The organism is Citrobacter sp. Cy070 (assembly GCF_030332245.1).
In the GTDB taxonomy this organism is placed as follows: domain Bacteria; phylum Pseudomonadota; class Gammaproteobacteria; order Enterobacterales; family Enterobacteriaceae; genus Citrobacter; species Citrobacter youngae.
In genome coordinates, this window is the sequence record NZ_JAOWIG010000023.1 from 43,253 (window position 1) to 61,907 (window position 18,655).

19 protein-coding genes are annotated in these 18,655 nt (G+C 52.0%); 8 read left to right on the plus strand and 11 right to left on the minus strand.

The window, feature by feature from the left end:
* Positions 1-24 precede the first annotated feature (24 nt).
* The 4 genes from tsaB to rnd all read left to right on the plus strand — a co-directional run bounded on the left by tsaB (position 25) and on the right by rnd (position 4,489).
* Entirely contained in the window at positions 25-720 is a 696-nt protein-coding gene (gene tsaB / locus OGY19_RS02040) for a tRNA (adenosine(37)-N6)-threonylcarbamoyltransferase complex dimerization subunit type 1 TsaB (RefSeq protein ID WP_115601891.1), read from the plus strand.
* A 94-nt stretch (positions 721-814) separates the two neighbouring features.
* The gene (locus OGY19_RS02045; RefSeq protein ID WP_048211412.1) at positions 815-1,399 is read left to right on the plus strand and encodes a Slp family lipoprotein; all 585 of its coding nucleotides are present in this window, start codon (positions 815-817) and stop codon (positions 1,397-1,399) included.
* A 204-nt stretch (positions 1,400-1,603) separates the two neighbouring features.
* Positions 1,604-3,289: a long-chain-fatty-acid--CoA ligase FadD gene (fadD, locus tag OGY19_RS02050; RefSeq protein ID WP_005122193.1), complete on the plus strand. Its 1,686-nt coding sequence runs from the start codon at positions 1,604-1,606 to the stop codon at positions 3,287-3,289.
* Between the two features lie 84 nt (positions 3,290-3,373).
* Positions 3,374-4,489: a ribonuclease D gene (gene rnd, locus OGY19_RS02055; RefSeq protein ID WP_048211413.1), complete on the plus strand. Its 1,116-nt coding sequence runs from the start codon at positions 3,374-3,376 to the stop codon at positions 4,487-4,489.
* A gap of 48 nt (positions 4,490-4,537) precedes the next feature.
* On the opposite strand, the gene OGY19_RS02060 is transcribed toward rnd, so the two are convergent.
* From OGY19_RS02060 to OGY19_RS02080, 5 genes are all read right to left on the minus strand, one after another.
* A complete protein-coding gene (locus OGY19_RS02060) occupies positions 4,538-5,503 on the minus strand; it encodes a PDR/VanB family oxidoreductase (protein ID WP_115601892.1) in 966 nt (321 codons plus the stop codon).
* 59 nt (positions 5,504-5,562) lie between these two features.
* Positions 5,563-7,011, minus strand: coding sequence for an NAD-dependent succinate-semialdehyde dehydrogenase (locus tag OGY19_RS02065; RefSeq protein ID WP_115601893.1), 1,449 nt, complete (start codon positions 7,009-7,011; stop codon positions 5,563-5,565).
* Between the two features lie 18 nt (positions 7,012-7,029).
* Positions 7,030-8,154, minus strand: a complete 1,125-nt coding sequence (gene yeaW / locus OGY19_RS02070; RefSeq protein WP_115601894.1) for a carnitine monooxygenase, oxygenase subunit YeaW — start codon at positions 8,152-8,154, stop codon at positions 7,030-7,032.
* A gap of 44 nt (positions 8,155-8,198) precedes the next feature.
* On the minus strand, positions 8,199-9,800 hold the full coding sequence (locus OGY19_RS02075) for a BCCT family transporter (protein WP_048211417.1): 1,602 nt from the start codon (positions 9,798-9,800) through the stop codon (positions 8,199-8,201).
* A gap of 257 nt (positions 9,801-10,057) precedes the next feature.
* Positions 10,058-11,140: a tartrate dehydrogenase gene (locus tag OGY19_RS02080; protein WP_048211418.1), complete on the minus strand. Its 1,083-nt coding sequence runs from the start codon at positions 11,138-11,140 to the stop codon at positions 10,058-10,060.
* 103 nt (positions 11,141-11,243) lie between these two features.
* Between OGY19_RS02080 and OGY19_RS02085 the strand changes: the two genes are divergently transcribed.
* Positions 11,244-12,161: a LysR family transcriptional regulator gene (locus OGY19_RS02085; RefSeq protein ID WP_048211419.1), complete on the plus strand. Its 918-nt coding sequence runs from the start codon at positions 11,244-11,246 to the stop codon at positions 12,159-12,161.
* Between the two features lie 86 nt (positions 12,162-12,247).
* Here the strand turns inward: OGY19_RS02085 and minE are convergent, their stop codons facing one another.
* From minE to minC, 3 genes are read right to left on the minus strand one after another with little or no spacing between them, the layout of a single operon-like run.
* Complete coding sequence (gene minE, locus OGY19_RS02090; RefSeq protein WP_001185666.1) at positions 12,248-12,514, minus strand: cell division topological specificity factor MinE; 267 nt, start codon at positions 12,512-12,514, stop codon at positions 12,248-12,250.
* A gap of 3 nt (positions 12,515-12,517) precedes the next feature.
* Positions 12,518-13,330 carry a septum site-determining protein MinD gene (gene minD, locus OGY19_RS02095; RefSeq protein WP_003020956.1) on the minus strand — a complete coding sequence of 271 codons (813 nt, stop codon included), beginning with the start codon at positions 13,328-13,330 and terminating at the stop codon, positions 12,518-12,520.
* Between the two features lie 23 nt (positions 13,331-13,353).
* Positions 13,354-14,061: a septum site-determining protein MinC gene (gene minC / locus OGY19_RS02100; RefSeq protein WP_048211420.1), complete on the minus strand. Its 708-nt coding sequence runs from the start codon at positions 14,059-14,061 to the stop codon at positions 13,354-13,356.
* A gap of 126 nt (positions 14,062-14,187) precedes the next feature.
* Here minC and OGY19_RS02105 point away from each other — a divergent pair, with 126 nt between their 5' ends.
* The 3 genes from OGY19_RS02105 to ycgN all read left to right on the plus strand — a co-directional run bounded on the left by OGY19_RS02105 (position 14,188) and on the right by ycgN (position 15,750).
* A complete protein-coding gene (locus tag OGY19_RS02105) occupies positions 14,188-14,481 on the plus strand; it encodes a YcgL domain-containing protein (RefSeq protein ID WP_048211421.1) in 294 nt (97 codons plus the stop codon).
* Positions 14,482-14,550: 69 nt separating this feature from the next.
* Positions 14,551-15,210, plus strand: a complete 660-nt coding sequence (locus OGY19_RS02110) for a fumarylacetoacetate hydrolase family protein (RefSeq protein ID WP_061068050.1) — start codon at positions 14,551-14,553, stop codon at positions 15,208-15,210.
* A 93-nt stretch (positions 15,211-15,303) separates the two neighbouring features.
* Positions 15,304-15,750, plus strand: a complete 447-nt coding sequence (gene ycgN / locus OGY19_RS02115) for a cysteine cluster protein YcgN (RefSeq protein WP_003020944.1) — start codon at positions 15,304-15,306, stop codon at positions 15,748-15,750.
* Between the two features lie 29 nt (positions 15,751-15,779).
* Here the strand turns inward: ycgN and OGY19_RS02120 are convergent, their stop codons facing one another.
* From OGY19_RS02120 to nhaB, 3 genes are all read right to left on the minus strand, one after another.
* The gene (locus tag OGY19_RS02120; protein WP_016153372.1) at positions 15,780-16,121 is read right to left on the minus strand and encodes a TehB family protein; all 342 of its coding nucleotides are present in this window, start codon (positions 16,119-16,121) and stop codon (positions 15,780-15,782) included.
* 109 nt (positions 16,122-16,230) lie between these two features.
* Positions 16,231-16,761, minus strand: coding sequence for a disulfide bond formation protein DsbB (gene dsbB, locus OGY19_RS02125; protein ID WP_115601895.1), 531 nt, complete (start codon positions 16,759-16,761; stop codon positions 16,231-16,233).
* Positions 16,762-16,902: 141 nt separating this feature from the next.
* Positions 16,903-18,447: a Na(+)/H(+) antiporter NhaB gene (gene nhaB, locus OGY19_RS02130; protein WP_048211424.1), complete on the minus strand. Its 1,545-nt coding sequence runs from the start codon at positions 18,445-18,447 to the stop codon at positions 16,903-16,905.
* Positions 18,448-18,655 lie beyond the last annotated feature (208 nt).

Genomic DNA, 18,655 nt, shown 5'->3' on the forward strand with positions numbered 1-18,655 from the left:
TTATTGATCTGATCACAAACACCCATGCGAATTCTGGCTATCGATACCGCCACAGAGGCGTGCTCTGTTGCCCTGTGGAATGACGGTACTATCAAGGCTCACTTCGAGCTTTGCCCACGAGAACATACCCAACGAATTTTACCGATGGTCGAGGAAATCCTGGCCGCTGGCGATCTCACGTTAACCGACATTGACGCCCTGGCATTTGGGCGCGGTCCCGGTAGTTTCACCGGTGTCCGTATTGGGATTGGCATTGCCCAGGGGCTGGCGTTAGGCGCGAATTTACCGATGATCGGCGTCTCCACTCTCGCGACAATGGCGCAGGGGGCCTGGCGTAAGTCGGGCGCGACTCGCGTACTGGCGGCGATTGACGCGCGTATGGGTGAAGTGTACTGGGCTGAATACCAGCGTGATGAAGATGGCATCTGGCACGGCGAAGAGACAGAAGCGGTGTTAACGCCGGAGCAGGTACACGATCGCCTGCTGCAGCTTTCTGGCGACTGGGTAACCGTTGGCACGGGCTGGCCAGCCTGGCCTGAGCTTGGTAAAGACAGCGGTCTGACGCTCAGCGATGGTGATGTGCTGCTTCCTGCGGCTGAAGATATGCTGCCTGTCGCCACGCTAATGCTGGCTTCGGGTAAGACCGTGGCGGTTGAACATGCTGAACCGGTTTATTTACGTAACACCGTGGCGTGGAAGAAACTTCCCGGTAAAGAATGAATCTTAGTAGTACATCCCTGGTAAATTCGCACTGATGTCAATACACAGCATCGCGAACATGTCCGGGCAGAGGCTAAGAAAAGGGAGTCGCAATATGGTGGTGCAAAAGCAGTTATTGAAAGGTGTACTGGCAGGCGTATTGGCGTTATCGCTAAGCGGCTGCGTCACCATCCCGGATGCGATTAAAGGTTCGAGCCCGACACCGCAGCAGGATCTGGTGCGGGTGATGAATGCGCCGCAGTTGTACGTCGGACAAGAAGCACGTTTTGGCGGTAAGGTGGTGGATATTCAAAACCAGCAGGGGAAATCCCGACTGGAGATCGCCACTATGCCGCTCGATAGCGGGGCACGACCGATTCTGGGCGAAGCGTCACGCGGGCGAATTTATGCCGATGTTAACGGTTTCCTCGACCCGGTAGATTTTCGTGGTCAACTGGTCACCGTCGTCGGACCCATTAGCGGAACTGTGGACGGAAAAATTGGTAGTACACCGTATAAGTTCATGCTGATGCAGGTAACCGGTTATAAACGCTGGCATATTACTCAGCAAATTGTGATGCCTCCGCAGCCGATTGACCCCTGGTTCTACGGTGCGCGTGGCTGGCCTTACGGTGGCTACGGCGGATGGGGATGGTACAATCCCGGTCCCGCGCAGGTTCAGACGATAGTAACAGAGTAACTCTTTGTTTTAATGATAAAAGAAATAGCGGCTCGTCCGCTGTTTCTGCATTAACGTGGATATAAGAAAAATAAATAGTGACGTGCTTCGCAACCTTGTCGTTGTGTAATAAACAAACTGGTACGCTGAGTTAATATTATGTTAACAGTTTGTTTATTGCCTGGGGTTGTGATGACGACGAATACGCATTTTAGAGGTGATGTATTGAAAAAGGTTTGGCTTAACCGTTATCCCGCTGGTGTTCCCGCGGAGATCAATCCTGACCGTTATCAATCCCTGGTGGAACTCTTTGAACACTCAGTAAGACGGTATGCCGATCAACCCGCGTTTATGAACATGGGGGAGGTGATGACCTTCCGCAAACTCGAAGAGCGCAGTCGGGCATTCGCGGCTTATTTGCAACAAGGACTTGGACTGAAAAAGGGCGATCGCGTGGCACTGATGATGCCCAACCTGTTGCAATATCCCGTTGCACTGTTTGGGATTTTACGTGCTGGCATGATAGTTGTGAACGTGAACCCGCTGTACACGCCTCGCGAGCTGGAACATCAGCTCAACGATAGCGGTGCATCGGCGATCGTCATCGTCTCTAACTTTGCTCACACGCTGGAGAAAGTGGTCGATAAGACCTCAGTTCAACACGTGATCCTGACGCGTATGGGCGATCAGTTGTCCACCGCCAAAGGGACGCTGGTTAACTTCGTCGTGAAATATATCAAGCGTCTGGTGCCGAAATATCACCTGCCGGATGCCATCTCGTTTCGCAGTGCGCTGCAAAACGGCTACCGCATGCAGTATGTGAAGCCGGAAGTCGTGTCAGAAGATTTGGCTTTCCTGCAGTATACCGGTGGTACCACCGGCGTGGCGAAAGGCGCAATGCTCACGCACCGTAACATGCTGGCTAACCTGGAGCAGGTTAATGCCACCTATGGTCCGTTGCTGCATCCGGGCAAAGAGTTGGTGGTAACGGCCCTACCGCTGTATCACATTTTTGCGCTGACGATGAACTGCCTGCTGTTTATTGAGCTGGGCGGTCAAAATCTGCTGATTACCAACCCGCGCGATATTCCCGGACTGGTAAAAGAGCTGGCGAAATATCCCTTCACCGCGATGACCGGCGTCAACACGCTGTTTAACGCGCTGCTAAATAACAAAGAGTTCCAGCAACTGGACTTCTCGTCACTGCACCTTTCCGCAGGCGGCGGGATGCCGGTTCAACAGGCGGTAGCGGAACGTTGGGTGAAGCTGACGGGGCAGTATCTGCTGGAAGGCTATGGCCTGACGGAGTGCGCTCCGCTGGTGAGCGTCAACCCTCACGATATCGACTACCATAGCGGCAGTATCGGGTTACCGGTTCCGTCTACCGAGGTCAAACTGGTGGATGATGACGACAACGAAGTGCCACCGGGAGAACCGGGCGAACTGTGCGTGAAAGGTCCGCAGGTGATGCTGGGGTACTGGCAGCGACCAGACGCCACAGACGAAATCGTCAAAGACGGCTGGCTGCATACCGGCGATATTGCGGTGATGGATGATGAAGGCTTCCTGCGTATTGTTGATCGTAAGAAAGATATGATCCTGGTCTCCGGCTTTAACGTCTATCCGAACGAAATTGAAGACGTGGTGATGCAACATCCAGGCGTGCAGGAAGTGGCTGCCGTTGGTGTTCCGTCCGGCAGCAGCGGTGAAGCGGTGAAAATTTTCGTGGTGAAGAAAGACGCCTCGTTAACCGATGAAGCGCTGGTCACTTTCTGCCGTCGTCACCTGACGGGCTATAAAGTACCGAAGCTGGTGGAATTTCGTGATGAGTTGCCGAAATCTAACGTCGGTAAAATTTTGCGACGAGAATTACGTGACGAAGCGCGCGGCAAAGTGGACAATAAAGGCTGAGCGTTAAGACAGCCAGCAGAAAGCGCCGGATAATCCGGCGTTTTTTTTGGCGAAAACCTAAGAGAGCACGATTTGAATTATCAAATGATCACCACGGACGACGCGTTGGCCACGCTGTGCGAAGCCGTTCGTGAATTTCCGGCGATAGCCCTGGATACCGAATTTGTTCGCACGCGTACCTACTACCCGCAGTTGGGACTGATCCAGCTGTTTGATGGCAAACACGTTGCTCTGATTGACCCGCAGGGGATCACCGACTGGTCGCCGCTGCGCGATATCCTGCGTAACACTGCGATCACCAAATTCCTGCATGCCGGAAGTGAAGACCTCGAAGTGTTTCTCAACACGTTTGGTGAGCTCCCGCAACCACTGATCGATACACAGATTCTGGCTGCCTTTTGTGGGCGCCCACTGTCGTGGGGCTTTGCTGCGATGGTGGAAGAGTTCACCGGGGTGGTGCTGGATAAAAGTGAATCACGTACCGACTGGCTGGCCAGACCGCTGACTGAGCGGCAGTGCGAGTATGCGGCGGCAGATGTCTGGTATTTATTACCGATCACCACAAAACTGATGGCAGAAACCGATGCATCCGGCTGGCTGCCCGCTGCGCTGGACGAATGTCGTTTGATGCAACAGCGTCGTCAGGAAATTCTGGCACCCGAAGATGCGTGGCGAGAAATTACCAATGCCTGGCAGTTGCGTACCCGTCAGCTCGCCTGTCTGCAACTGCTTGCCGACTGGCGGTTGCGCAAAGCGCGTGAGCGCGATCTGGCGGTAAACTTCGTGGTGCGTGAAGAGCATCTGTGGGCGGTGGCCCGTTATATGCCGGGCAGTCTGGGCGAGCTGGATAGTCTGGGACTTTCCGGGAGCGAAATTCGCTTCCACGGCAAGACGCTGATCTCCCTGGTAGAAAAGGCACAGGCCTTACCGGAAGAGTCGCTGCCGCAACCGTTGCTGAATCTGATGGATATGCCGGGTTATCGCAAGGCATTCAAAGCCATTAAAGCCCTGGTGGCCGATGTGAGTGCGGAGCAGAATCTTAGCGTGGAACTCCTTGCTTCGCGTCGTCAAATCAACCAACTGCTCAACTGGCACTGGAAATTAAAGCCGCAGGCGTCCCTGCCGGAGCTGATTTCCGGTTGGCGTGGCGAACTGATGGCCGACCGCCTCAAGACGCTGCTGCTGGACTATCCACAGTAAGCGAGCAGGCCGACCGGGGAGTCCATCGCTTATCCGGTCGGTTAAATTCTACAAATCAAGCACCAGGCGTTTGCCTTTGGCACGTGAACAGCAAATAAGCATGCTCTGCTGGCTGGCTTTTTCGTCGTCGCTAAAGTATTGATCGCGGTGATCCGCTTCCCCTTCAAGAATCGTCGTCTCACAGGTACCGCACACGCCTTCACGGCACAGGCACTCGACTCTGGCAGCTTTGTTATTTTCGATAACCTGCAGAATCGTCATCTCTTGCGGAACGACAAACTCACGTCCGGAACGTGCCAGCACGAGGGTGAAAGCATCACCGCTTTTATCTTCTACCGCAAATTGCTCGAAATGCAGCGTATTGTTATCCAGACCGTGGCGGGTGGCCTCGCTTCTTACGGCATCGTTAAGCACGGCCGGGCCGCAGGTATAAATATGGGTGCCGGGTTCTACATCGGCAAGCAGACGTGCCAGGTCGAGGCGTGTGCCTTCACTCGAAAGGTGCAGATGAATGCGATCGGCCTGGCGGTGCTGTTTCAGTTCATCATGAAACGCGCAGTTTTCAGGGCTGGGTGAACAGTAATGTAGCTGCCACTGTGCCTGGGCGCTTTCGAGTTCCGGGATCTGCGACAGGAAGGGCGTAATACCGATGCCGCCAGCAATTAACAAATGCTTTTGCGCCTGCGGTTCGAGGGCGAAAAGATTATTGGGCGTGGAAATCGTCAGCGTATCGCCGGGTTTGACCTGCTGATGCAGGTATCGTGAGCCGCCTTTGGAATTCTCCTCCAGGCGCACAGCGATTTGCCAGGTGCGGGTATCCAACGGCGAGCTCATCAGCGAGTACGCGTTGCTATAGAGATTTTCGCCATCGTGCATCTGCACGATGATATGGCTGCCGCCCTGGAACGCAGGCAACGGATCGCCTGAGGCAGCCGTTAAGGTGAAGCGCTTTACATGCGCGGTAATCGTTTCAATCTGACTGACCTGAACTTCTCGCATTTGATATTCAGACATTGCGGCACTCCCTAAAAAATCTGTCCGGCGCGGGTTACCCGGCGCGCCGGAATCTGTCGTTACAGCCCCTGGCAGAGATATTTCATCTCCAGGTAATCTTCGATACCGTGTTCAGAACCTTCTCGTCCCAGCCCTGATTGCTTCACACCACCGAAAGGGGCGACTTCATTCGAGATCAGTCCGGTATTAATACCGACCATGCCATACTCCAGTTGCTCTGAAACACGCCAGATGCGTGCGGCATCATTGCTGTAGAAGTAGGAGGCCAGTCCATAAATGGTGTCATTTGCCTGGCGGATCGCATCCTGTTCATCTTCAAACTTCACCAGCGCGGCGACCGGTCCGAATATCTCTTCCTGGAGCAACTGCGTGCCCGGCTGCACGTTGCCGATGACGGTGGGCGTAAAATAGTTTCCTCCCAGAGCATGGCGTTGACCCCCGGTTAACAGCGTGGCGCCCCGCGTCAGCGCGTCATCAAGAAGCGACTGCACTTTGTCGACGGCGGCGCTATTGATCAGCGGACCGGTTTGTACGCCGGGTTGCTCACCGTTGCCGACTTTCAGAGCGGCGACCCGGGCCACGAATTTCTCGCAAAACGCGTCATAAACAGCCTGATGAATGTAAAAACGGTTCACGCAAACACAGGTCTGTCCGGCATTGCGGAATTTAGCCACCAGCGCGCCTTCAACGGCTTTGTCGAGATCCGCGTCCTCAAATACGATAAACGGCGCGTTGCCGCCCAGCTCCAGTGAGACCTTTTTGATAGAATCGGAACACTGGCGCATCAGTACGCGCCCTACCTCGGTAGAGCCGGTAAACGACAGTTTGCGTACGCGATCGTCTGCGGTGAACAATGCACCAATTTCGCGGGACTTTCCGGTCACGACATTGATAACACCCGCCGGAATACCGGCCTGACGTGCAAGTTCTGCCAGCGCCAGAGCGGTAAACGGTGTTTCGTTGGCCGGTTTTACTACCATCGTACAACCTGCAGCCAGCGCGGGACCGGCTTTGCGGGTGATCATTGCCGCAGGGAAGTTCCATGGTGTTATTGCCGCGCAGACACCGATACCCTGACGGATAACCATCAACCGTTTATCCGCCGCAGGCGAGGGGATAATCTCGCCATTAGTACGTTTAGCCTGCTCGGCAAACCACTCAATAAACGACGCGGCATAGACAATCTCTCCTTCCGCCTCAGCCAGCGGTTTGCCCTGCTCGGCGGTCATGATTTGCGCCAGCGCCGTTTTGTTGTCGAGAATTAAATGATGCCAGGCTTTAAGCAACGTGGAACGTTGGGCTGCGGTCATTGCCCGCCAGGCAGGAAGCGCCTGAGAGGCGGCATCAATGGCGCGTTGCGCCTCTGACGTTCCCATGTTGGGAATTTGTCCCAGAACGGCCCCTGTTGCCGGGTTGCTGACCGACAACGTGTTACTGTCATCGGCATCACACCACAGTCCGGCGATAAACGCCTGCTGGCGAAAAAGTGAAGTCTGAAAAACGGTCATGACGAACTCCTTCACTGATTAATCCTGAAACACCTGAGCGACCAGGTTATGGAAATGGGCAATGCCATGTTCGGAGATTCCGCTACCGCTGGTATCCGCCATAATGCGTCCCTGTCCACGATAGCCACGTGATTTCAGACCTTTTTGTACGCTCTCAACCAGGCGTAAATCCTCAGGGCGGAAGACATTGCGATACCATTCGATCAGCGCTTTTTGCTCTTCGGTCAGCTCTTCATTAGTGAAATAGATGTCGTAGTTTTGCAGTGTGGTTTCTGCATCCACCGGGAATTCATAAATAACGGTCATCATGCCTTTGATTGGCGTGACGTTAAGCATGGTGCACGGCCACAACCAGAAGCCGTGGAACGCAGCATCAACACCTTCTTCGAACTTAAACGACTGTTCAGAGGGTTTGGCAAAACCGTATTGCAGCGTCCAGTTGCCGTGCATGGTATGCCAGTAACGGTCAACCTGTACTGAGTCGGAAAAACCAGGGTGGGCCGGACCGCAGTGGTAGCACTCCAGATAGTTATCAACGATATTTTTCCAGTTGGCCGGCGTGCGGGTAGTGAAACGCGCGGCGAGTTTCAGATCGTACACGTCAGGGCAGGCCTCGACGACTTTGGCTGCCAGTCCCGGAAGCTGATCTTCAACGCTACCGGCGTTCGGGTCCATATTGATGAATACAAAACCGGCATATTCTTCGAGTCGCACTGGTGTCAGATGAGCCTTCTCACTGTCAAAGTTGGCGACGTTTTCACAGTTACGGGCATGAGCCAGATTGCCATCAAGTTTGAATGCCCACGCGTGGTAGGGGCAGGTAATCACGTTCTTGGCTTTCCCTTCGCCGCTCAGCAGTTGATGACCACGATGCGGGCAGACGTTGTAGAATGCGCGCAGTACATTATCGCGGCCACGCACCAGCACGATGTTCTCACCAATCACTTCACGCGTGACATAGTCATTTGGCTTTGCCAGTTCGCTGCTGTGGGCAACACAAATCCAGCTTTTGGCAAACACGTTCTCTTGTTCGTGTTCAAAAGCCTGCTGGTCGGTATAGAACCGTGCCGGGATAGTCCAGGCGTCCTGCGGATTGGCACAAAAATTTTGCGGCAGAATAAACTCAGGGCTCAGATTGCTCATTGGATTACCTTTAATTTGTGAGTAAGAAGATTTTTGACTGGCGCTTAATTGCCGCCTTTGAGTAGTGTCCCAGCCGGTGGCGTGACAGGCGCGTCGCCCGGTGCTTCGGGAAGATGACTTTCAATTTGGTGAGCAGGAACATGGGCATAATCCTGCCGTACCCAGCGAAGAAAACCGCCGACCTTTACCAACAGGATGGCGAGGAAGGGAAGGGCGGTCAGTACCACCGTGGTCTTCATTGTTTCCAGAGACGCACCGGTGAATAAAATTGATAATGGAATTAATGTGATGACCACACACCAGAACAAACGTAAGCCACGTTCAGGATCATCCCCTTCCTGTAGATTACGTGTGCTGGTGGCTGCCATGGTGTAGGCCACAGCATCCATATGCGAGGCAAGGAAAATAATCATGATGGCCAGATACGCGACCAGGAACAGCTTCCCGGCAGGCAGTGACATCAGTACCTGCTGCACAGCCGTTTCTCCGCCCTGCGTTGCCATGATCTGCGGGATATCAATCACGCCATTGACAAACTGATGGATAGAGTAGCTCTCCATCACCCCGAAGAAGAACCAGCAGCCAACGGTGCTACCGAGGATTAATGCCCAGATAACCTCTTTAATTTTGCGACCGCGGGATACGCGCGTGACAAACATAGCGACGCCCGGGGTGTAGGAGATCCACCACAGCCAGTAGAACACCGTCCAGTTGCGGGTAAACTCACCGTTACCGAGTGGATCGGTAAACAGACTCATCTGCAAAAAGTTTTGTGTCGTCAGGCCAATAGCGTTGATGATGTTATTGGTGATGAACTCGGTTGGGCCGACAATCAGTACCACCAACGGCAGTAAAAATGCCCCCCAGCCGACCATTTTGCTCAGACGTTGCAGACCATTGTTGATGCCAATCCAGGAGCTCAGGCAGAAAATGCCGCCAGAGAACAAGATCACAAAGGCTTGCACCGTGAAGTTATCCGGTAAACCGGTGAGTGCTGATAAACCACGAGTGAAGGTTGCAGCGGTAACGACCAGGGAGATGGTTAACGCGCCGACGGTGGCGATCAGGAACATCAAATCGACCAGTCTTCCCCATACGCCCTGTGGATGAACGCCGGTGATAGCAGCAATTATCCCGGACAGGCTCAAGCCTTTATTTTTACGCACATGGAAATGGTAGGCCATGGTTAACGAGGCCAGCGTGTAGGTCGCCCATGCGCTGATCCCCCAATGGAAAAAGGAGTAAGGCAGACTGAATTCCAGGGCCTTTTGTGAGTGTGGGGCGATGTTCAGCCCCGGCGTTTGGTAGTAATAGGCCCATTCAGCAACCCCCCAGTAGAGCGTGGAGGAGCCTAATCCAGCGCAAATAAACATAAACAGCCAGGAAAGGGTACTGTATTCCGCTTTACCTTCACCGAGGCGAATATTGCCGTATTTGCTGGTGGCCAGCCAGACAACCAGCCCCATGGCCATGAGGACCAGGATCTGCACGGCGGAACCCAGCATTCGGGTTACGCCGTTAAAAATGGTATTTGCAACTTGTGCAGACTGCTGAGGGAAGAAACTGAGTGTGGCGGCGATAAAAAGAATAGCCACCAGGCTGATGGCTATCAGTGGCACATCTTTTTTCTTTACGTTGCTCAACATGGATGATCTCCTGGGCATAGTCGCCCGCGTTTGGCATTAGCCTGTCGTTGTTATCATGCTGTAGGGTAAGATTTTGTCGCTTCGTATTTAACAATTTTATTATTTGTTCTTTACATGAATTAAACAATTGCCTGATGCGTGAAGCAATAAAACACGGAACGGAAATAATAAAAGGTGAATTCACGCAGGTTATTTGACGTACAGAACACATAAAAAAACCGCGTCAGTGACGCGGCTCATATTTCGTGGTTTGACCTCTAACGCAGTGCCCGGCAGATAGCGTCAGCTACCTGTTGAGTGGTGGCATTGCCTTTCATATCCGGCGTTTTCGGGCCGCTGGCAATAACCTGTTCAATCGCAGCCAGAATGCCATCGTGGGCCGCCTGATAATTCGCATCGCCGTTGCCAAGGAAATCCAGCATCATCGCACCAGCCCAGATGGTGGCAATTGGGTTAGCAATATTCTTGCCGTAGATATCCGGGGCCGAACCGTGGACCGGTTCGAACAACGATGGGAAGGTTCGTTCCGGATTTAAGTTTGCCGAAGGTGCAATGCCAATCGTGCCAGTGCAGGCAGGTCCCAAATCGGACAGGATGTCGCCAAACAGGTTAGAGGCGACCACCACGTCAAAACGCTCTGGCTGCATCACAAAGCGGGCGCACAGAATGTCGATATGCTGTTTATCCCAACGGATCTCGGGATAGTGAGCCGCCATAGCTTCAACGCGCTCATCCCAGTAAGGCATGCTGATAGCCAGGCCATTGGATTTGGTCGCCGAGGTCAGGGTTTTACGTGGGCGGTTTTGAGCCAGCTCGAAAGCGTAACGCAATATACGATCCACGCCGCGACGGGTGAAGACCGACTCCTGAATGACCACTTCATGTTCGGTACCCTCGCTTACGCGCCCACCCAGTGATGAATACTCGCCTTCGGTGTTTTCACGTACAACGTAGAAATCAATGTCGCCAGGTTTCTTACCCGCCAGTGGGCAAGGAACACCAGGAAACAGGCGTACCGGACGCAGGTTGACGTATTGATCGAACTCCCGACGAAACTTGAGTAACGAGCCCCATAGTGAGATGTGATCCGGTACAGTGTCCGGCCAGCCGACCGCACCAAAGTAGATAGCATCGAAGGATTTCAACTGTTCATGCCAGTCATCGGGCATCATCTTGCCGTGATGCATATAGTACTCGCAGCTGGCCCATTCCATTTGCTCAAAGCTGAGCGACAACCCCCAGCGCTCAGCGGCCGCTTGTAACACATGAATGCCTTCAGGCAGGACTTCTTTACCAATGCCATCTCCGGGGATAGCGGCAATACGACAGGTTTTCTTCATAGCAGCTCTCACTTGTACGCCATCAAAATTGACTTTCCCCTTATCCTATAATTGACTGATTAATAGTTAATCCCTCCAACTGGTGAAACATAAAACACAGATCATGAATAATCTGCCGCTGTTAAATGATTTACGCGTCTTTATGCTGGTTGCCCGCCGTGCGGGTTTTGCCGCCGTTGCCGAGGAGCTAGGCGTTTCACCGGCTTTTATCAGTAAGCGAGTTGCCCTGCTGGAGCAGACGCTGAATGTAGTGCTGCTGCACCGGACTACGCGACGCGTAACCATCACGGAAGAGGGGGAGCGGATCTACGAATGGGCTCAGCGGATCCTGCAGGATGTGGATCAGATGATGGATGAGCTGTCTGATGTCCGGCAGATCCCGCAGGGGATGTTACGTATTATCAGCAGCTTTGGTTTTGGTCGCCGTGTAGTGGCTCCAGCGTTGTCAGCGCTGGCAAAAGAGTATCCGCAGCTGGAGTTGCGGTTTGACGTTGAGGATCGGTTAGTCGATCTGGTTAATGAAGGTGTCGATCTTGATATCCGCATCGGGGATGATATTGCACCCAATTTGATCGCACGTAAGCTGGCGACCAATTATCGAGTATTGTGTGCATCGCCTGAGTTTGTGGCGCAGCACGGTACACCGAAGCAACTGAACGATCTGTCCACGTTGCCCTGCCTGGTGATTAAAGAGCGCGATCATCCATTTGGCATCTGGCAAATGCGTAATAAAGAGGGCGTGCACTCGATCAAGGTGACGGGGCCGCTCTCCTCCAATCATGGCGAAGTTGTTCACCAATGGTGTGTCGATGGTCAGGGGATTGCGCTACGTTCATGGTGGGATGTCTGCGATAACATCGCCAGTGGGCATCTTGTTCATATATTGCCTGACTATTATCAACCAGCAAATATTTGGGCTGTTTATGTGTCACGTCTGGCGACATCGGCAAAAATCCGTATTACCGTGGAGTATTTACGTCGCTATTTTGCTGAGAACTACCCGAAGTTCAGTTTGGAATAAATGGGGCACAGCCTGGACTACGATCAAAAATAAAAAAGGCAGAATAATCTGCCTTTTTTTCAACCATGACTCATTTACAAAAGATGCTATTTAGACTCTTCTGCTTCAGGCAAAGTCACGTTAAGTTCGAGGATAGAAATATCGCCGTCTTTTTGTTCAAGCTGTACGGTGACCATTTCAGGATCAATTTGTACATACTTGCAGATAACCTCGAGAATATCTTTCCTCAGTTGCGGTAAATAATGTGGCTCTGCGTCACTACGACGACGTTCCGCAACAATAATCTGCAGCCGCTCTTTAGCGATGTTCGCTGTGCTCTTTTTCCGCGAGAGAAAAAAATCCAGTAATGCCATAACTTATCCTCCGAACAGGCGTTTGAGGAAACCTTTCTTCTCTTCTTCAATGAAGCGGAAAGGACGTTCTTCTCCCAACAGACGGTCTACGGTATCAGCATAGGCTTTACCGGCATCAGCATTGATGTCGAGAATAACCGGCTCACCCTGGTTAGACGCGCGCAGGACTGACTGATCTTCCGGAATCACACCAACCAGCTTGATTCGCAGAATTTCCAGTACGTCTTCCATGCTGAGCATGTCACCTTTATTTACGCGGCCAGGGTTATAGCGCGTAAGCAGCAGATGCTCTTTAATCGGATCTTCGCCATTTTCAGCGCGACGAGATTTCGACGCCAGAATACCCAGAATACGGTCAGAGTCACGTACAGAAGACACTTCCGGGTTGGTGGTAATAATGGCTTCGTCGGCAAAATACAGGGCCATCAGCGCGCCGGTCTCAATACCTGCCGGGGAGTCGCAGACGATGAAGTCAAATTCCATCGTTTTCAGGTCGTCCAGAACTTTCGCGACGCCTTCACGGGTCAGTGCGTCTTTATCACGAGTCTGTGAGGCCGGAAGAATAAAGAGATTTTCGGTACGTTTATCTTTGATCAACGCCTGATTTAACGACGCATCGCCCTGAATAACGTTGACGAAGTCATAAACGACGCGGCGTTCACAACCCATAATCAAATCAAGGTTACGCAGGCCGATATCAAAATCAATAACGACAGTTTTCTTTCCCTTCTGGGCCAAACCTGTAGCGATGGCCGCGCTGGAGGTGGTTTTGCCAACGCCCCCTTTACCCGAAGTAACAACAATAATGCGTGCCATAGAAATTCCTTGTTAAAAAGGGATCAATTCAACGGTTGAACTGTCAAAGCGTTCTCTGCCAATTGCAGACGTGCCGCTTTGCCATAAAATTCTGCTGGGATTTTATCACTCAGCCAATAAACACCTGCGATAGACACCAGTTCTGCCGTCAGATGGGTACAAAAAATTTGCGCTTCCCGATCGCCGCTTGCGCCCGCCAGCGCACGGCCTCTCATCATGCCATAAACGTGAATATTGCCATCAGCGATAAGCTCTGCGCCCGCACTGACGTGACTTGTAACAATCAGATCACATTGTGGAGCATAAATACGCTGACCGGAACGAACCGGTACATTTATTAATCGTGTTTTTGTGATGGGAGTAACGTTTTGTGGCGGTACGGCAGGTGCCGGAGTTTCAACAGGTGCGGAACGAATGGCTTTTTCTTTACCTTCTGTCAGTAAAGGAAGACCCATTTCGTCGATTTCAGCTTTGAGTCTGGCATCTTTGCATCCGCTAACGCCGATAATGCGCAATCCGGTAGACGCGACAACTTTCTGCAGCGCTGACCAGTTTACCGGACTTTCAAGACCACTCACGTTAACTACGACGGGAGCATGTTTTAAAAAAGCAGGTGCCTGCGCGATTTTGTCTTCCAACGCCTGACGAATAACCTCGGGTTCTGCTTCATGTAAGTGAACCACTGATAAGGTGAAGCTACTGCCTTTAAGCTCGATTGGCGTGTTTGACATCCTGGCCTTACTCAATTTGCTATTTATCATCCCCAGTGCGGGGTGATATTCCGAAGACTATAAGGCATGTTATAGTCAGTATTATATTGAGGCAAGCCACCATTCCGTGAATTCAGAGTAAAAGATATGTTTTGTGTGATCTACCGAAGCAGCAAACGTGACCAGACCTATTTATATGTCGAAAAAAAAGACGATTTCTCGCGTGTTCCTGAAGAACTGATGAAAGGGTTTGGCCAGCCAAAGCTGGCAATGATTTTACCGCTTGATGGTCGTAAAAAACTGGTTAATGCCGATCTTGAAAAAGTAAAACAGGCACTAACCGAGCAGGGCTATTATTTACAAATACCACCGCCGCCTGAAGATTTACTCAAACAGCATTTATCTGCGGTAAAAGAAAATACATCAGACGCTAAACGTTAAACTGCATCCGGCAGCAGCATGTCTCATCGATGCAGTACCTGAAATCTATGACTACGTTAGGGGAAAGTAATGTATCAACATCACAACTGGCATGGTGCTCTGCTGGATTATCCGGTGAGCAAAGTGGTTTGCGTCGGTAGCAATTATGCAAACCACATTAAAGAGATGGGGGGAGCAACGCCGGAAGAGCCAGTGTTGTTTATTAAGCCTGAAACTGCGCTGTGTGATTTGCGCCAACCGCTGGTCATTCCGGCGGATATGGGGTCCGTCCATCACGAAGTTGAACTGGCCGTGCTGATCGGTGCAACCCTGCGCCAGGCGACAGAAGAGCATGTGCGCAAAGCCATCGCTGGCTATGGTGTGGCGCTGGACCTGACCCTGCGTGATATTCAGGGCAAAATGAAAAAAGCGGGCCAGCCGTGGGAAAAAGCGAAGGGTTTTGACAACTCTTGCCCGCTGTCGGGGTTTATTCCGGTAGCGGAATTTAACGGTGATCCGCAGGATACTCAGCTCGGATTAACGGTGAATGGCGAAGTCCGCCAGCAGGGCACTACGGCGGATATGATCCATCATATTGTCCCATTGATTGCTTACATGAGCCGATTTTTCACGCTTAAAGCCGGTGATGTGGTATTGACTGGGACGCCAGCTGGCGTTGGGCCGTTACGCAGCGGTGATGAGCTGGCTATCAGTTTCCATGGTCAGACGCTAACCACCCGGGTGCTGTAACCTCTGCTTGCCGCCTATTTCGGGCGGCAAAACTTGCATCAACGTGCCAGACTGGTTATAAGGTGCAGCTTTAGTGAAATAGCGGATACCCTGATGAGCGACATACCTTTCTGGCAAAGTAAAACCCTTGATGAAATGACCGATGCCGAGTGGGAGTCATTATGTGATGGGTGCGGCCAATGCTGCCTGCATAAGCTGATGGATGAAGACACCGACGAAATCTACTTTACCAACGTCGCGTGTAAGCAACTCAATATCAAAACCTGTCAGTGCCGTAATTACGAACGTCGATTCGAGTACGAGCCTGACTGCATCAAGCTGACGCGCGATAATCTGCCGACTTTTGAATGGTTGCCGATGACCTGCGCCTATCGTCTGCTCGCGGAAGGTAAAGGGCTGCCGGAGTGGCATCCGCTGCTGACGGGGTCAAAGGCGGCAATGCACGGTGAGCGTATTTCAGTACGCCATATCGCGGTGAAAGAATCAGAAGTGCGTGACTGGCAGGACCATATATTGAACAAACCTTCATGGGCGGACTAAGCCGCCCATCGATTAACAGGCGTTAAGGATTAAGACTTTTTCGCCTGATACATCTCATCACTATGGTTGTCATCTTCAACCCAGAAATTAATGTTGAACTGCGCATCGTCGCTTAATTCAACACGATGCCAGTACTGCGGTGGGCTGGTCGCGAACTGTCCGGCATTAATGACCACTTTTACTTCAGGTTCTTTTGCGTCTTCATTGGCAAAGCCGTAATACGTTACAGTGCCTTCCATCACGCAGAGTTGTCCAAAAACGCCGGCTGCTGTGTTGTGGTGAGAAAGCAGGGCGGCCGGGACATTGTCTTTCGTAAAGAAGGGAGTAGAGCGTTTAACTTTCCAGTTTGCCGGGATGCGTAAATGGGACATAAGACATCTCCTTTGTATGGCATCTATAAGATGTATTTAATATACATCTTATAGATGCCAGCAAGCAATGACATTATGGCAAAAAAAACGCTCCCGAAGGAGCGTTCTGTTAGCGACCGAAGAGGTCACGTTTTTTCGGTTTAAAGGGCTGAGCAATCAGCACCAACACTGCAACGACCAGATACACGGCAAAAATCCCCAACAGCCACTGCGGCATCTCCAGGGTTAAAAATGACCACTGACGCTCAGCGCAGTCACCGGATGCCATAAATACCTGCGGCAGCCATTTATCCAGCGGTAACCAACTCGGAAAGCGCGCGGCAAAATCACAGGTCATGAACGGTGACGGGTGAAGCTGAATCATCGTGTGTTCATACGCTAACTGAAGCCCGCGCCAGGCGCTGTAAATCCAGATAAGCATTGCCACATAACGCAGTGGCGTTTTTGGGGCAATTGCGCCCACCAGACCAGCACCCATCACGCCAAATAATGCGCTACGTTCGTAAATACACAACACGCAGGGTTTTAGCAGCATGACATGCTGGAACCACAAGGCAACAAGTTCCAACGCCAGGGCGGTTAGCGCCAGCAATAACCACGCTCCACGCCCACGGGAGCACTGGTTTAAAAATCGCAACATAATAATTTCCCTGCAACATGCGTAGAGACCGCAGTTTAAACCAATTCAATTTATGCGCCACTAGCGGCAATTGAAATATTGTGTAATCGGATAATTATCATGCAAAAAGTCAAACCGGGCAGTGATTTACCCGGTTTATTGTTATGAAAGTGTAGCTAACCAGCCTGTTTGCGTCATCCACTCGGTCACTGGAACCAGCGTGAACTCTACGCAAAGCAGACCGACGAGCGTCAGGACGAGAGTATACGGCAGAGCCATCCACACCATGCGACCATAAGAAAGGCGAATCAACGGTGCCAGCGCGGAGGTCAGCAGGAATAGGAATGCTGCCTGGCCGTTTGGCGTGGCCACGGAAGGCAGGTTGGTCCCGGTATTGATCGCCACCGCTAACAGTTCATATTGATTCAGGCTAATCGTCCCGTGCTCCAGCGCCGCTTTCGCTTCGTTGATGTAAATTGTGCCAACAAAGACGTTGTCTGAAATTGACGACAGCAGGCCGTTGAAAAGATAGAACAGGGTCAGCTGTGCATGCTCAGAAGACTGCAAAACAAAATGAATAATCGGCGAGAAGAGCTGTTGATCGATAATCACCGCAACGATAGAGAAGAACACGGTCAGCAGTGCGGTGAACGGCAGCGACTCGGTGAAGGCTTTACCAATAGCGTGTTCGTCAGTAACGCCAGTTAACGAAGTCGCCAGAATAATCACCGACAGGCCAATTAATCCAACTTCTGCCAGATGCAGCGCGAGGGCGACGACCAGCCATACGCCGATGACTGCCTGAATAATCAGCTTGATTTTATCCTGGCGGGTACGTTGTTGCCGGCTTTCATCGTCAAACTGTTGCAGAACGCCACGGACAGCTTCCGGCAATGTTTCACCGTAGCCAAACCAACGTAACTTTTCAACCAGCAGGCAGGTGAGCAGACCGCAAATCAACACCGGGACGGTGACCGGCGACATGCGCAGGAAAAAATCACCAAAATGCCAGCCAGCCGCTTTGGCGATAATCAGGTTCTGCGGTTCGCCAACCATGGTCATCACACCGCCTAAGGCTGTGCCGACTCCCGCGTGCATCATCAGGCTGCGCAGAAAACCGCGGAACTGCTCCAGTACGACTTTATTGTGCTGGTCGATATGGCTGTCATCCAGCAAATTGTTATCTCCCGGGCGGGAAGAGGCGACGCGATGGTAGATACCGTAAAAACCGACCGCCACGCTGATCACGACCGCGACCACGGTCAATGCGTCGAGGAACGCCGAAAGGAAGGCAGCGGCAACACAAAAGGCCAGCGACAGCAGCATCTTGGAGCGAATACTGAGCAGCAGTCGGGTAAAAATAAACAGCAGCAGTTGCTTCATAAAGTAGATGCCCGCCACCATAAACATCAGCAGCAAGAGCACTTCAAGGTTGGCGGCAACTTCTTCACGAACATGAGTGGCGCTGGTCATGCCGATGACGACAGCTTCGATGGCTAACAGCCCGCCCGGCAACAGTGGATAACACTTAAGCGCCATTGCCAGCGTAAAAATGAATTCGGCCACCAGCAACCAACCCGCGATAAAGGGATTGATGAAAAAAATAAGCGGGTTAATGATTAAGAAGACGAGCAGTGCAAGTTTATACCAGTCCGGCGACTGGCCTAAAAAGTTGCGCCACATAGCGCGGCCCCATGATAGCTCCATGGCAGTTTCCCTTACCTGTAAAAATGAAATCATGTTTTTATGTTTGACCGCAAAGCTTAGCGGCACGAGTGAACGCAGGCAAGCTCTTCACGTGGCTTATCGTACCGACTGCGTATCAGCGTTATCTGGAAAATGAAGCCTTGATCCACTTTTTCTTCGTTGCGTCAGCTATCAGCTAAGAAACCCGTCTGGTATGATGTGTGTAACT